Origin of the sequence: Streptomyces sp. NPDC005898 (assembly GCF_040629635.1) — a bacterium.
Classification (GTDB): Bacteria; Actinomycetota; Actinomycetes; order Streptomycetales; family Streptomycetaceae; genus Streptomyces.
In genome coordinates this window covers 233,356-245,387 of record NZ_JBEXWC010000002.1, presented here as the reverse complement: position 1 = coordinate 245,387, position 12,032 = coordinate 233,356, and the positions used below count along the sequence as shown (strand labels likewise).

At 70.5% G+C, this 12,032-nt stretch carries 17 protein-coding genes and 1 pseudogene; 5 read left to right on the top strand and 13 right to left on the bottom strand.

The genetic code is table 11. The annotated features are described in order from the left end of the window. Window positions 1–51: 51 nt before the first annotated feature. Together ABZ385_RS03845 and ABZ385_RS03840 are read right to left on the bottom strand one after the other, a co-directional pair. Entirely contained in the window at window positions 52–1,164 is a 1,113-nt protein-coding gene (locus ABZ385_RS03845) for a hypothetical protein (protein ID WP_358909547.1), read from the bottom strand. A gap of 24 nt (window positions 1,165–1,188) precedes the next feature. After that, the gene (locus ABZ385_RS03840) at window positions 1,189–1,743 is read right to left on the bottom strand and encodes a hypothetical protein (RefSeq protein WP_358587654.1); all 555 of its coding nucleotides are present in this window, start codon (window positions 1,741–1,743) and stop codon (window positions 1,189–1,191) included. Between the two features lie 28 nt (window positions 1,744–1,771). Between ABZ385_RS03840 and ABZ385_RS03835 the strand changes: the two genes are divergently transcribed. Then, window positions 1,772–2,350: a hypothetical protein gene (locus ABZ385_RS03835; RefSeq protein ID WP_358587653.1), complete on the top strand. Its 579-nt coding sequence runs from the start codon at window positions 1,772–1,774 to the stop codon at window positions 2,348–2,350. Window positions 2,351–2,574: 224 nt separating this feature from the next. Here the strand turns inward: ABZ385_RS03835 and ABZ385_RS03830 are convergent. The 7 genes and pseudogenes from ABZ385_RS03830 to ABZ385_RS03800 form a co-directional block, all read right to left on the bottom strand. Beyond that, a pseudogene (locus ABZ385_RS03830) lies at window positions 2,575–2,841 on the bottom strand (hypothetical protein); the annotation flags it as partial. 47 nt (window positions 2,842–2,888) lie between these two features. Then, window positions 2,889–3,179: a hypothetical protein gene (locus ABZ385_RS03825; protein ID WP_358587651.1), complete on the bottom strand. Its 291-nt coding sequence runs from the start codon at window positions 3,177–3,179 to the stop codon at window positions 2,889–2,891. 149 nt (window positions 3,180–3,328) lie between these two features. Continuing rightward, a complete protein-coding gene (locus ABZ385_RS03820; RefSeq protein WP_358587649.1) occupies window positions 3,329–3,928 on the bottom strand; it encodes a phage tail protein in 600 nt (199 codons plus the stop codon). 127 nt (window positions 3,929–4,055) lie between these two features. Beyond that, window positions 4,056–4,475 carry a hypothetical protein gene (locus ABZ385_RS03815; RefSeq protein WP_358587647.1) on the bottom strand — a complete coding sequence of 140 codons (420 nt, stop codon included), beginning with the start codon at window positions 4,473–4,475 and terminating at the stop codon, window positions 4,056–4,058. 255 nt (window positions 4,476–4,730) lie between these two features. After that, window positions 4,731–4,931: a helix-turn-helix domain-containing protein gene (locus tag ABZ385_RS03810; protein WP_358587646.1), complete on the bottom strand. Its 201-nt coding sequence runs from the start codon at window positions 4,929–4,931 to the stop codon at window positions 4,731–4,733. After that, window positions 4,928–5,452: a hypothetical protein gene (locus tag ABZ385_RS03805; protein ID WP_358909546.1), complete on the bottom strand. Its 525-nt coding sequence runs from the start codon at window positions 5,450–5,452 to the stop codon at window positions 4,928–4,930. The genes ABZ385_RS03810 and ABZ385_RS03805 overlap by 4 nt, the downstream gene beginning before the upstream one ends. Then, entirely contained in the window at window positions 5,452–5,658 is a 207-nt protein-coding gene (locus ABZ385_RS03800) for a hypothetical protein (RefSeq protein ID WP_358909544.1), read from the bottom strand. Before ABZ385_RS03800 ends, ABZ385_RS03805 begins: the two co-directional genes overlap by 1 nt. A gap of 464 nt (window positions 5,659–6,122) precedes the next feature. Between ABZ385_RS03800 and ABZ385_RS03795 the strand changes: the two genes are divergently transcribed. Both ABZ385_RS03795 and ABZ385_RS03790 read left to right on the top strand, forming a co-directional pair. Continuing rightward, window positions 6,123–6,479, top strand: a complete 357-nt coding sequence (locus ABZ385_RS03795; protein ID WP_358587674.1) for a helix-turn-helix domain-containing protein — start codon at window positions 6,123–6,125, stop codon at window positions 6,477–6,479. Window positions 6,480–6,503: 24 nt separating this feature from the next. Continuing rightward, window positions 6,504–6,758: a hypothetical protein gene (locus ABZ385_RS03790; protein ID WP_358587641.1), complete on the top strand. Its 255-nt coding sequence runs from the start codon at window positions 6,504–6,506 to the stop codon at window positions 6,756–6,758. A gap of 257 nt (window positions 6,759–7,015) precedes the next feature. Here the strand turns inward: ABZ385_RS03790 and ABZ385_RS03785 are convergent, their stop codons facing one another. Beyond that, a complete protein-coding gene (locus tag ABZ385_RS03785; RefSeq protein ID WP_358697796.1) occupies window positions 7,016–7,906 on the bottom strand; it encodes a diacylglycerol kinase family protein in 891 nt (296 codons plus the stop codon). A 196-nt stretch (window positions 7,907–8,102) separates the two neighbouring features. On the opposite strand from ABZ385_RS03785, the gene ABZ385_RS03780 reads away from it, so the two are divergent. Both ABZ385_RS03780 and ABZ385_RS03775 read left to right on the top strand, forming a co-directional pair. Further along, window positions 8,103–9,386 (top strand): adenylosuccinate synthase, encoded by a 1,284-nt coding sequence (locus tag ABZ385_RS03780; protein WP_358587636.1) that lies wholly within the window; start codon window positions 8,103–8,105, stop codon window positions 9,384–9,386. Window positions 9,387–9,545: 159 nt separating this feature from the next. Continuing rightward, window positions 9,546–10,157 carry a Uma2 family endonuclease gene (locus ABZ385_RS03775; protein WP_358909542.1) on the top strand — a complete coding sequence of 204 codons (612 nt, stop codon included), beginning with the start codon at window positions 9,546–9,548 and terminating at the stop codon, window positions 10,155–10,157. 19 nt (window positions 10,158–10,176) lie between these two features. On the opposite strand, the gene ABZ385_RS03770 is transcribed toward ABZ385_RS03775, so the two are convergent. From ABZ385_RS03770 to ABZ385_RS03760, 3 genes are all read right to left on the bottom strand, one after another. Next, window positions 10,177–10,695, bottom strand: a complete 519-nt coding sequence (locus tag ABZ385_RS03770) for a hypothetical protein (protein ID WP_358909541.1) — start codon at window positions 10,693–10,695, stop codon at window positions 10,177–10,179. Between the two features lie 75 nt (window positions 10,696–10,770). Continuing rightward, window positions 10,771–11,079, bottom strand: coding sequence for a DUF397 domain-containing protein (locus ABZ385_RS03765; RefSeq protein WP_358909539.1), 309 nt, complete (start codon window positions 11,077–11,079; stop codon window positions 10,771–10,773). Next, window positions 11,076–11,915: a helix-turn-helix transcriptional regulator gene (locus ABZ385_RS03760; RefSeq protein WP_358909538.1), complete on the bottom strand. Its 840-nt coding sequence runs from the start codon at window positions 11,913–11,915 to the stop codon at window positions 11,076–11,078. The genes ABZ385_RS03765 and ABZ385_RS03760 overlap by 4 nt, the downstream gene beginning before the upstream one ends. Window positions 11,916–12,032: the final 117 nt, after the last annotated feature.

Sequence of the window (12,032 nt, the reverse complement as noted above, 5' to 3'; positions counted from 1 at the left end):
CGGCCTACGGCGTGCCGCATACGGCGTACGGGTCGGCGGCGTGCCGCGCGGTTACCTGCGGGCGAGGGCGCGCTGCCCGGCGAAGACGGCGCGGGCGATGGTCTGCGAGTCGACGTCGACGTGCACGGGCCGCTCGGCGAGCCGCTCCATGACGTCGGCGAGGCGGCGCAGGGCGGCGGTGTTGCCGCCGCCGCGGCCGATCATGCTCTCCAGGCGGGAGAGCGGGATGACGGCCTCGGACTCGCCGGCCTCACCGACGAGGGCGAGGGTGCCGCCGCTCCGCGCCCGCACGACGCCGCCCTGGGCGAGGTGCGGGACGGGCACGTGCAGGCGCGGGAACCCGAAGGACTTGCCGCCCCACTTCGGCACCCAGCTGGGGATGGAGATCTTGATCCCGGCGAGGACGCCGAACACCCCGTTCAGGGCGCCCGCCAGCCCTTGGATGGGCGCCAGGATGAGATTGCCGAGGCCCTTGACCAGCGGCTTGATGAAGTCGACGGCCGAACGGGTGCCGGACTTGATGCCGCTCCAGGCGGCGGTCATGCCCCGCTTGAGGGCGGCGGTGACCTTGTCCATGTTGACGAACTGGGCGATCAGCGGGGCGGCCAGGGTCATGATCAGCCCGAACGGGCTGGCCGCCATGGCGAGGTTCAGCCCCTTCTGGGCCACGCTCGCGCCCTTGAGGCCCTTGCCGAGCCCGCCCATGGACTTGCCGCCCTTGTCGGCGTTCTTGCCGGCCTTGCCGACGGACTTCTCCACGGCGTCGGCCTGGCGCTGCACGTCGCGCAGGGCGGTCTTGGTGCGGTTGGCGGCGCCGCGCAGCCCGTCCAGGGCCTTCTTGAAGCCGTCGCTTCCCTTGCGGGCCTTGGAGAGGGATCCGTCGGCGGTCCGCAGGCCGGTGTTCAGTTGGCGTACGGCGCCGCCGCTGTTGTTGGCGGAGGTGCGCAGCCGTCCCACGGCGGTGGCGGCGGTCCCGGAGGACGTGCCGAGCTTGCCGACGGCGGTGGCGGTGGTGCCGGCCGGCCGGCCGAGGCTGCCGACCGACCTCGCGGCGGTCCCGGTCGACTTGCCCAACGTGCCGATCTCGGACGCGGCTTGACGGGCCGCCCCGCGCAGCCGCCCCAGTTGGGTGGCCGCGGTTCCTATGGACTGGTTCAGTCCCATGGTGTCTTCTCCTCGCTCGCCGCGTCAGAAGCGGGAATTGAGCCGGGTGATCTCGTCGTTCAGGTGCTGCACGGCGGCGTTCGCCTGGGTGGCCTCGCGGCGCAGCGCGCTGACCTGACTGCTCCGCAGCCCTTCGAGCTGACTGTTCTGGCGGCTGTTGGTCTGCCGTACCTCGGAGAGGTCGGCCTTGCGGCGGAGCTTCTGGTCGACGTCGCGGGAGAGGTCGCTCACCCGTCGGTCGACGCGGCCGGCCGCCTCTTTTCCTTCGTTGGCCAGGCGTTTGGCGGCACCGATGTCCTCGGCCAGCTGATCCGGCAGCTGGCGCAGACTCCTGAGCTTCTTCTTCTCCCTCTCGGCCATGAAGTCGTATTCGAAGTTCGCCAGCTTGAAGCCGCCGGACAGCAGGGTGGCCTCGCCCGAGACACCGGTCAGGGACGCGGCCGCACCCGTGGCGGCACCCGCCGCGCCGACGGTTTCGCCCTTGGCCCAGCCGTGTTCGAACTTGGTCGTGAACTCCTGGATCTGCTTCTCAAGGTCTGCCACCCTGTCCTTGATCGGCTTCACGTCACCTTCGCTCATCTGGCATTTCCTCTCGAAAGGTTCCTGAATGTCCGATAGTTCGTCGGGGTATTTCTCCGGACGCGGAAGGGACGAGTTCGACATACCGGCTTCTCGCTCCGGAAAGGTCCTGCTCGCGGAGGCCTGGGGCAGAGCGTTCGGGCGGGGCTTCTCGATCGACGGCGATTGCACGGAGGGCGGCATCACCCTCCGGGAACGCGTCGGGGAGTCCGGGTGGGGAAAGGACCGGGCCCACCTGGTGATTCCGGCGAAATACCACCGGCTCGCCATATCCGACGGCGTGCACAGGCCGGGGCGCTGGCACATATCCCTCGGCGAACTGTCGGACGCGCCCCCGCTGGCGCCGGAGAACGCGGGGAACACGTCCCGCGTCTACGCCCACCACGGGGAAAAGACGGAGGCGGACGTCGATTTCGAGGGCCACGGTTCCGTCTGGCTCTACGACTTCCAAGGGCGCGGGGAAAGGAAGCTGATCGAGCACACGGGCAAGTTCCGCGGCACGATCGTCATCCCGGGCCCGGGACTCGTCGCCGTGGGCGGCGGTCACGGGGGCGCGCTGCGGTGGGGCTCCCTGCCCCCGTGGAAGGTGACCCTGCGCCGTAGGTGACGGGGGACGACCGGTACGGCCGGGCGGGCTTCCGCTCGTCAGGAGAAGAAGGCGGCCAGCTGATCGGCGCTCGGCCTCGCGACGGGCGGGGGCGCTGGCCCGGGGGCGGGGTCCGGGGTGGTGACGGAACCTGTGCCGGGGGCGGCGGCGGGACCTGCGCCGGGACCTGCGCCGGGGGCGGTGGCGGGCTCAGGGGTGTCCCGGGTGGCCGCCGCGTCGGCCGTACCCGGCCGCGGCACCGGCTTCGGCGGCTCCAGGGGATCCGCGTCCTCGTCCCGGTTGACCGTGGCGAACATCCAGTTGGCGTCCGCCAGTTGGTCCACCACATGGGCGAGGAGATAGTCCCCCACCGCCCACTCCGCCGCCTCCCCCTCCGTCTCGCGGGCCACCGCGCTGTCCCGGGGCAGGTGCCGGATAAGGAGCGCGAGGCGGCGCGAGGAGAGCCGGCCCCGGTGCCAGTCCAGCAGGTCGAGGCCGTAGTGGCGCAGCAGGTCCGCCTCAAGGGCCTCGGCGTGTTCGTCGACGAACGCGCCGAGGCTCAGCCTTCCCCCAGGCCGAGCCCGGTCTCCTTGCCGTACGCCTCCAGGATCGCCGCGATGTCCTGCATCGTGACGTCATGACGCTCGAAGCGGGCGAACTGCTGCTCACCCAGGAGCAGTTCGAGCAGACCGTCCACGTCGTTGTCGTCCAGGTCCCGCAGCTCGCGCGCGGTGGCGCGGGTCAGTTCGGTCGGCAGCTCGAAGGTCTCGGCGTCGAGCTCGAAGGTCCAGGCCCGGCCGAGCGCTTCGAGGCGCTGGGCGCGGGCGGCGTTGACGTTGAAGCCGGCCACGGTTGTCTCCTTGGGCAGGGCGACGCCCGGCCGTGCTGGGGGGCACGGGCCGGGCGTCGCGGGGATCCTATGCGGTCGCCTACGAACACGACCGCCGATTGCGCGCCGTCAGCGGGCGTTATGAGCGGGCCACATGTGCCCCGGCCGGCTCACGCGTAGGACGTGGCGAGTTCCTTGATGCGGAAGCTGGCCAGCGGAGCCCGGTCGTCCTTGGCGAGGGCCGTGAAGGTCACGCCCAGCTTCACCGCGCCGGTCCGGGTCAGGCCGATCTCCTCGGTCTCGGTGACCTGGCCGCGCGGCACCACGAAGCGGTACTTCGACGCGCCGTCGACGAACTCGATGCCGAGCGCCCGCTCGTCCGGGGTCGGCGTGTTGGCCAGGTCGTACGAGAACTCCTTGAGCTCGTTCTCCACCACGGTCCCCGGCGCGGTGGTCACCGCCTTCACCTCGCCGCCGCCCATGAAGAAGGCGAGGGTCGCCTTGTTCAGCTGGAGCAGCTGGAACTTCACGGTGAGGTCGCGGTCGGAGTAGATGAACCGCGCCGGGCTCACCGACTGCCAGGTGTCCACCGGGTCGATCTTGTCCTTCTTGTTGAACTTGATGCCGTCGGTCGTGGTGTAACCGAGGTCCGTCCACTTGGTGGTGTCCCAGTCGACGGTGGCGTTGGCCGGGGCGTCGGTGCCGGCGGGGGCGATCAGGACGCGTCCCGTACCGGCGACGCGGATCTCCTTGCCGTTGTTGCCTGCCATGCGTACTCCTCAGGTGGGTGCGGTTGGTCGCGGGACGACGGTCCCGGACACGACGAAGGCCCCGCCGTGATGGGGCAGGGCCTGGAACTGCGTGCGGTGCGTGTGGTGCTCAGGGGGAAGCCGGGGCTCACTGGGGCCGGATCGACACCCGGACCGTCGACAGGTACCGGCTTCCCGCCGGGCGGTTGTGGTCGGGCAGCCAGCGCGGCCCGTCCGTCTCGGTGACGTCGGTGACGACGGCCCCGCCGTACGAGGTGCCGGCCAGTTCGAGCACACAGGCGCGGGCGGCGAGGGAGACGCCGTGCGCGGTGGTCTTGTCCGGACCGTAGACCTCCAGGTCCAGGAGGGGCTGGTCGAGATGCCGGTCGTCGACCCACGCGCCACCGACGCGGGAGACGAGGACGGCCTTCTGGGTGCCGTCGAACCCCGGGGGCGGCCGGTTGTCGACGTCCGAACCGGCTAGCTCCGCCCGGTTCTTGAGGAAGTCGACGACGAGCCGTTCCGCGTCGGGAAAGGTCAGGATGGCCACATGGACACTCCCTGTCATCGGAGGGGATGGGACGAGTGCGGGCAACACAAAGCGGCAGGTCCGCCGCCCCTCGCCGGGGGCGCAGCTCTGCCGCTGCTCCAAGTGTGATCCAGGGTCCCGATTCCCGCAACCGGCTTGTACGGGGCCCGGGTTGACCCGGGTGGAAAGCACGCGAGGGGCTCGCTGCCGATACGCACGAGGGGCCCCGCACCTCCCGGGTGCGGGGCCCCTCGCTCCTACGTTTCTCCACGCGGCTTAGGCGGCTGACGCGGCTTACGTGGGCGGCCGGTCCGCCGCCCGTGCGCGGCGGACGGCACGCTCGGCGGCGAAGACGTCCTCCAGGCGGTACAGGGACCGCCGCCCCTGCCGCCCGGCGGCCTTCAGATGACCGAGCTGCACCCACTTGCGGATGGTGGCGGGCGAGACGTCGGCCTCGTCGGCGGCGAGGTCACCCGAGATCAGCGGGGTGTTCAAGGCGTCTCCTCGTCGAGCACGTGCCGGCACGGGGGGTTCACGCACATCGCGATCCCCCGCTCCGGAAACGCCCGCAGCGAGACGCAGTCGCAGGCCGGGCAGCGTCCGGGGAGCCGCACCAGCTGCTCGGGATCCCCGAGGGCGCGGGCACAGCGGTGGGCCATCCGGCGCGCCTCCTCCTCGACGTGCGCCGCGAGGTCGGGCAACTCCGCCACGGAGTCGAGGAGTTCGCCGAGCCGGCGCAGCCGGACCGGCACCGGGGCGGCGGAGATGCGGCGCAGGCCGAGCCGGTCGCGTACGGCCTCCTCCAGCTCGATCACGCCGTCACCGATGTCGCGCAGGGCGTCGCTGACGTACAGGCGGACGGGCGCGAGGGCGGAGGCGGCGGGTCCGCCACCGCGCACCTCGCGCAGGGTGCGTCCGGTGCCGGGTACCAGCTCCGCGAGGAGCAGGGGGTAGCGGCGGCGCAGGGAGTCGAGCCAGAGGGCGGCGCGGTCGACCGCGCTGTTCGCGTCGCTCATCACGGCCTCCCGGCGGCCGGCTTGTGGGGCTTGACCGCGCGGCCGTTGCGCCAGAGCCGCCCGCCGCTGACGCCGTCGAACCAGCTGTGCGACGGATCGACGACGGCCTCGCACTCGCGCCGGATCGGGCACTGATTGCAGGCGCGCAATACCGGCGCGGCCTCGGCGAGGGTGCGGGTGAAGACGTACTGCTGGGGGAGGTCCACGCAGGCGGCGTCTCTGCGCCAATCGAGAGCTTCGTCCAGGGGGGCTTCCGTACGAGGAAACGCGCTGTTCAGAGCAAGTGCGGGGACAGCTGTCCGTTGAGGCATGCGCAATCCCTCCGCAGGGTATGCGAACGTATGTTCGAAAGGGCGATGCGTGATCAGAGTTCCACGCTGTGTGCGCAGGCGCAACTAAAAATGGCGAGGTGAGTGAGCGGAGTGACGAGAGGGATGGCCAGAAAGAAACGTCCGGCGGGACCCCGTCGGAACTTCCCGGCAACGCGCTGGCGCGCACGTATGTCCGTGCGCGCGCGATCGATACGCTCCCCCTGCGACGAGGGGAGAGCGACGACATGGTGTCCAGCCCGCGGGCCAGCGCCCGCAGCGACCAGGACGGACAGATCCGGGACAGTGGCCGGAATCGAGCGGATGAACTGGAGGAGTTCGCCGAGTGGATCGAGGGTGTGATGCGCGAGCGCGGCTACGACATCGACAGCCCGCGCGGCGGCGGCAAGTCGAAGCTGGCGGACGACGCGGGTGTGCACCGGGCGGCGGTCAGCCGGCTCGTGCAGCGGCAGAGCATGCCGGACCTGGAGACGATGCGGCGGCTGGCGACGGTGCTGGGCGTGCCGCTGCGGGACATGCTGATCCGCTCGGGCCGCCTCTCCGAGAGCGACCTGCCGATCACGGCCCCGCGGGGCGGGGACACCGGCGCCCCCCGACGGCTGAGCCCCGAGGAGGCGGCTCGGCGGATGGGGGTGCCGACGGAACTGCAGGCGGTCTTCGTGCGCGTCACGAAGGCGTTCCTGCCGCAGGACGAATAGCAGGGGCCCAGAAGGAGCGCGAACATGCCGACTGACGAATCGGAGGGACCGTCGGGCCACCCGCGCCGCGACGGCGAACGCGGCGAGGGCCACGCCCGCACGCCGGAGGAGCTGGCGTTCCTCCTCGGCGGACTGCTCGTCGAACTGGGTACGAAGATCCAGGAGGCCGGCGTGGAGGGTGTACGGATCATCACAGAGGCCGAGGCCCAGCAGACCCACCTGCACTGGTTCCGCGAAGGCTGGACCCAACACGCCCAATCCACAAACCCCACCCCCTAGCCCTCCGGGGGCGCGGGGAACTGCGCAAAACCCCCCAACGACCCCGCACCCACCCACCCCAGGGGCGCGGGGAACTGCGCAAAACCCCAACGAACCCGCACCCACCCAAGCACCCCAGCCACCCACTCCCCAGGGGCGCGGGGAACTGCGCAAAACCCCAACGCACCCGCTCCCACCCAACGAGCCCAAGCCCCACCCCCCCCAGGGGCGCGGGGAACTGCGCAAACCCCCCAAAGAACCCCCCGCACCCCCACCCCTCACCGAGGCAACGTCAACCCCCACGCCCCCGCCCGAACCGTCCAGGTCCGCGTCCGCACAGGCCCCCCAACCACCGCATCCGCACAAAACCGAAAATCCGCCCCAGAGACGGTGACCGCCCGCGCCCACACCCCCAGGGCCCCCGCCTCCGCCCCCACAGAGACCGGCCGCACCTCGACCCGCGCCAGCCCACCCTCCCCCGCACTGATCCGCACACCCTCGACAGGCTGGTCCAGGTCGATCAACGTGACCCCATCCGCCTCGACCCGCAACCGCGAAGGCCCCGCCCCCGCCACCGCCGCCACCCGCGAGGGCCGCGCGGCCAGGGTCCGTACGAACGACTGACAGGTCCGAAGCCAAGCGTGCCCCTCACCGGCACCGGCCGGGGACACACCCACGGAAAGACGAGACAGCCCAACCCGCGCACCCGCCCCCGCCCCCGAGGCCGGCACCGCCCCCACCCCCACAGGAGGAATCCGCAACTCCCCCAACACCACCCCATCGCTCTCGTCCACCAGCAGATCCAGCCGCCGCTCGGCCCCTTCCAGGACGGCCCGCGCCGCGGCGACCGCCCCGGCGGGCACCCCGAGCGCCCGCGCGAGCGTCTGCGCGGCCCCGACGGGCACGAGGGAGAGCGTGGCGCGGGCCAGCCCCCGCTCCCGGTGCAAGGCCTGGACGGCCCGCAGCAGCGCACGGTCGTCACCGATCACCACCGGCCGCCGCGCACCCCGCCTGGCCAGCGCTTTCGTGAAGTCCTCGGGACTGTCCGGCAGGCAGATCCGCAGGTTCGCGCCCGCACCGAGCACGTCCTTCGCGATGCGTACCGACTCGCCGTCCGCACGTCGGGCGACCGGGTCGATGACGACTAGGAGCTGGTCGCGAGCCGACAACGTGCTCCCTTTCTTTTAGCCGTTCTTTGAGACCTCGGGTAGCATCTTTGTGCAAGAGCCCCTTGCGCTATTGCGCCAGGGGCTTCGTCTATTCCGGGGCAGCATCCGAGGCACACTCGGGCCGTACACGCCACACCCATACGGGGGCGACGGCCCCTGACCTTGGACATGCCCCGCCCGGAAGGGGTGTACGCCTGTGCCCGCACTTGTGCTGCTCGGTGCTCAGTGGGGTGACGAAGGCAAGGGAAAGGCCACTGACCTGCTCGGTGGCTCCGTGGACTATGTAGTGCGATACCAGGGCGGCAACAACGCCGGCCACACGGTCGTCGTCGGCGACCAGAAGTACGCGCTGCATCTCCTCCCTTCCGGGATCCTCTCCCCGGACTGTGTCCCGGTCATCGGCAACGGAGTCGTCGTCGACCCGTCGGTCCTGCTCTCCGAGCTGAGCGGTCTGAACGAGCGCGGCGTCGACACGTCGAAGCTTCTGATCAGCGGAAACGCCCACATCATCACGCCGTACAACGTGACGGTCGACAAGGTGACGGAACGCTTCCTCGGCAAGCGCAAGATCGGCACGACCGGGCGCGGCATCGGCCCGACGTACGCCGACAAGATCAACCGCACCGGCATCCGCGTGCAGGACCTCTACGACGAGTCGATCCTTCAGCAGAAGGTCGAAGCGGCCCTGGAGATCAAGAACCAGCTCCTCACGAAGCTCTACAACCGCCGCGCGATCGAGGCGGAGCAGATCGTGGAGCAGCTCCTGGAGCACGGCGAGAACATCAAGCGGTACGTCGCCGACACCACCCTGATCCTGAACAACGCGCTGGACGAGGACAAGGTCGTCCTCTTCGAGGGCGGCCAGGGCACGCTCCTGGACGTGGACCACGGCACGTACCCCTTCGTCACCTCGTCGAACCCGACCGCCGGCGGCGCCTGCACGGGCACCGGCGTGGGCCCGACGAAGATCAGCCGGGTCATCGGCATCCTCAAGGCGTACACGACGCGGGTCGGCGCGGGCCCGTTCCCGACCGAGCTGTTCGACCAGGACGGCGAGGACCTGCGCCGCATCGGCGGCGAGCGCGGTGTGACGACCGGCCGTGACCGCCGCTGCGGCTGGTTCGACGCCCCGATCGCCCGCTACGCGACCCGCGTGAACGGCCTGACGGACTTCTTCCTGACCAAGCTCGACGTCCTCACCGGCTGGGAGCAGATCCCGGTCTGCGTGGCGTACGAGATCGACGGCAAGCGCGTGGAGGAACTCCCCTACTCGCAGACCGACTTCCACCACGCGAAGCCGATCTACGAGATGCTGCCGGGCTGGTCCGAGGACATCACCAAGGCCCAGACCTTCTCGGACCTGCCGAAGAACGCGCAGGCCTACGTGAAGGCGCTGGAGGAGATGTCCGGCGCCCCGATCTCCGCGATCGGCGTGGGCCCGGGCCGCACGGAGACGATCGAGATCAACTCCTTCGTCTGATCCGCCCGCCCCGCGAACGGGGCTCAGCTCACTCTCAGGGGTGGGTCGCACATCAACGCGACCCACCCCTTTGCCTTGCCCGGAAGACTGACGGACATGACAGCGAGCGGCGCTACGGTGGGAGAGCATCTCCGTCATGCCCGAGCGAGGAGTAGCCCGATGAGCGCGCAGCCGGTGGGGTCGATCAAGCCGACGGTCACGTATCGGCAGCTCATGGAATTGGCCGAGGAGTACGAGGCCGTGGCGGAGAACCGTGGCCGCGTGGCGCGGGCAGACATCACGAACCAGGAGATCACCGTCCACATGATGTCCCCCTCCAACCCGCATGGCGAGCTCGTGATGGAGATCGGCTTCCAGATCCGGAGCCAGGATCGTGACGCGGTCGCCCTCGCCGAGAATCGAGTGCACCGTCCCGACCTCGGTCTCTGCCGGACGGCAGACCTGTTGGTCCTGACACGTGAGGCCCGCGACGGGCAGCCCGAGGACTTCGCCGTGTTCGCCCCCGACGTATCCATCGCCGTCGAGGTCGTATCCCCCTCGGACCCGGGCCGCGACTACGTCACCAAACTCCGCGACTACCCCCGCATGGGCATTCCCGTCTACGTGATCGTCGACCCCCGGGACGGCACGATCACCGTGCACTCCGGGCCGGACACCTCCGCCGGGGAGCCCCGGTACGTGGACAACCCCCGTCACTACAAGTTCGGCGACACCGTACAGATGGGCGCCTGGTCGGTAGAAACCGGCGACTTCCCCCGCTACCGCACCTGACAGGACCGCTCCCCGGCGGCTACCGCCGGCGCCGGTAGTAGGCGACCGTGAGGATCAGCAGCAGGGGCCCCCACAGCGTCATCAGCCCGCTCACCGTCATGGCGAGGACGTTCCAGCCGTCGGCGTAGGGCCAGGCGTCCGGACCTTCGGTGCAGGCCAGGCGGAGCCAGTCGGCGCACAGCGCACTGAAGAGCAGCCCGGCGAGGGCCCCCGGGACGATCACGGCGGCGGACGGGACGCGGCGCCCGCCGAGCCGGGGGAGCCAGGCCGGGAAGACCTCGCCCCAGGGGCGTACGAGGCCGAGGCTCAGCAGCGCGGCGAGTTCGGTGAGCAGGCTCAGCCCGAGCACGTACGGCGTGTTCCACCATGCCGGGTCCGGGGCTGCCCCGCCCATCCCGTACCCGAAGGCGAACGGCAGCCGCCACACGCAGACGGGCAGGGCGAGCAGGGAGAGGGAGCGGGCGGCCCGGACGGTCCAGGCGGACGCCGGGGCGGCGACGGTGCGGGCGGGGCGCTGATGTGCGGCTGCGGTGGTCATGCCTCCAGCCTCGCGGCGAGCGCGGCGCGGCGGATCACCTCCGTGGCCGGTCCTCCTCCCCCGCGCGGGGGAGCGCTACTCGGCCCAGGAGACGAACGCGGCCCAGGCCCCCGCCGAGACGGCGAGGGAGGGCCCCCCGGGATTCTTGGAATCCCGGACATGCGTGGTCGCGCCGGGGGCGCGGGGGCAGGGGGCGACCTCGACGCAGTTGCCCCCGCCGCTGTCGCTGTAAGTCGACTTGTGCCACTCGTACGCGACTTCCAGGCAGTTGCCGCCACCGTCATCGCTGTAGCTCGACTTGAACCAGTCGTAGGCGACTTCCAGGCAGTTGCCGCCACCGCCGTCGCTGTAGCTCGACTTGAACCATCGCAGGGTGCTGCTCATCGCTGTTTCTCTCCTGCCAACTGCTCGATGAGGCTCAGCGAGTCGTCGGGACTCAGGGCCTGTGCGCGGATCTTCGCATAGCGGTGAGTCAGTTGGGAGACTTCCGCCGGATCGCTGACCAGGATGCTCTGGTCCTCGATCTCCATGAACGCCACGTGCTCGTGGTCCTTGGTCTCGATGAGTTTCATGGGCCCACGATCACCCGCGTACGTCCCACGCAGTCCGCGTGCCAAGGGCAGCACCTGGATGGTGACGTTGGGCCGCTGGGCGTCCTCTGCCAGCGACCGGAGCTGCCCGCGCTGGATTTCCCAGCTCCCGAACGGCCGGCGCAGCACCGACTCTTCCAGGATCAACTCGATCATCGGGACCGGCTGCCGGTCGAGCAGCACCCTGCGCGCCAGGCGCGCCTCGACCAGTTCCTCACACTTCTGCTCGGAAACGGGCGGGTAGCTGCCGGCGATCAGGGCCCGCGCGTACTCCTCCGTCTGGAAGAGACCGTCGACGACGAGGGTCTCGTACGAGAAGAGCGTGAGCGCCGCCGCCTCCATCGCGGAGAAGCCCCGGAACCGGGCGGGGTACTTGTCCATCAGGACGTACTCACGCGCCTTCTCGAAGACACCGAGCCCCGCGCCGATCGTCTCCCCCAATTTGACCAGCATCTGGTCACTCGGCGGCTGCGCGCACGTCTCCATCGCGCTGATCGCCGATCCGGTGTAACCGGTCATCGCGCCCACCTCGGTCTGGGAGAGCCGCTGCTGCTCCCGCAGGGCCCTGGCCAGGGCGGCGACGAGGTGGGTCACGCCGCCCGCCTCGTCCTTGTTCGCGGACCGCGCCATCGAGGTCACCTCCGAAAGTATTCCGAACTCACCGGATCTCAACCGATCTCAACCGGTCTCAACCCCGCTCGGCCCGTTTCCGACCGTGCGCGGCAGTCGACTCAGAGTCATGGAAAA

What these genes read in the sequence shown, in the direction of transcription:
- ABZ385_RS03845 (WP_358909547.1), bottom strand. Translation starts at nt 1,164, where the DNA reads ATGGGACTGAACCAGTCCATAGGAACCGCGGCCACCCAACTGGGGCGG.
- ABZ385_RS03840 (WP_358587654.1), bottom strand. Translation starts at nt 1,743, where the DNA reads ATGAGCGAAGGTGACGTGAAGCCGATCAAGGACAGGGTGGCAGACCTT.
- ABZ385_RS03835 (WP_358587653.1), top strand. Translation starts at nt 1,772, where the DNA reads ATGTCCGATAGTTCGTCGGGGTATTTCTCCGGACGCGGAAGGGACGAG.
- ABZ385_RS03820 (WP_358587649.1), bottom strand. Translation starts at nt 3,928, where the DNA reads ATGGCAGGCAACAACGGCAAGGAGATCCGCGTCGCCGGTACGGGACGC.
- ABZ385_RS03815 (WP_358587647.1), bottom strand. Translation starts at nt 4,475, where the DNA reads ATGACAGGGAGTGTCCATGTGGCCATCCTGACCTTTCCCGACGCGGAA.
- ABZ385_RS03805 (WP_358909546.1), bottom strand. Translation starts at nt 5,452, where the DNA reads ATGAGCGACGCGAACAGCGCGGTCGACCGCGCCGCCCTCTGGCTCGAC.
- ABZ385_RS03795 (WP_358587674.1), top strand. Translation starts at nt 6,123, where the DNA reads ATGCGCGAGCGCGGCTACGACATCGACAGCCCGCGCGGCGGCGGCAAG.
- ABZ385_RS03790 (WP_358587641.1), top strand. Translation starts at nt 6,504, where the DNA reads ATGCCGACTGACGAATCGGAGGGACCGTCGGGCCACCCGCGCCGCGAC.
- ABZ385_RS03775 (WP_358909542.1), top strand. Translation starts at nt 9,546, where the DNA reads ATGAGCGCGCAGCCGGTGGGGTCGATCAAGCCGACGGTCACGTATCGG.
- ABZ385_RS03770 (WP_358909541.1), bottom strand. Translation starts at nt 10,695, where the DNA reads ATGACCACCGCAGCCGCACATCAGCGCCCCGCCCGCACCGTCGCCGCC.
- ABZ385_RS03765 (WP_358909539.1), bottom strand. Translation starts at nt 11,079, where the DNA reads ATGAGCAGCACCCTGCGATGGTTCAAGTCGAGCTACAGCGACGGCGGT.
- ABZ385_RS03760 (WP_358909538.1), bottom strand. Translation starts at nt 11,915, where the DNA reads ATGGCGCGGTCCGCGAACAAGGACGAGGCGGGCGGCGTGACCCACCTC.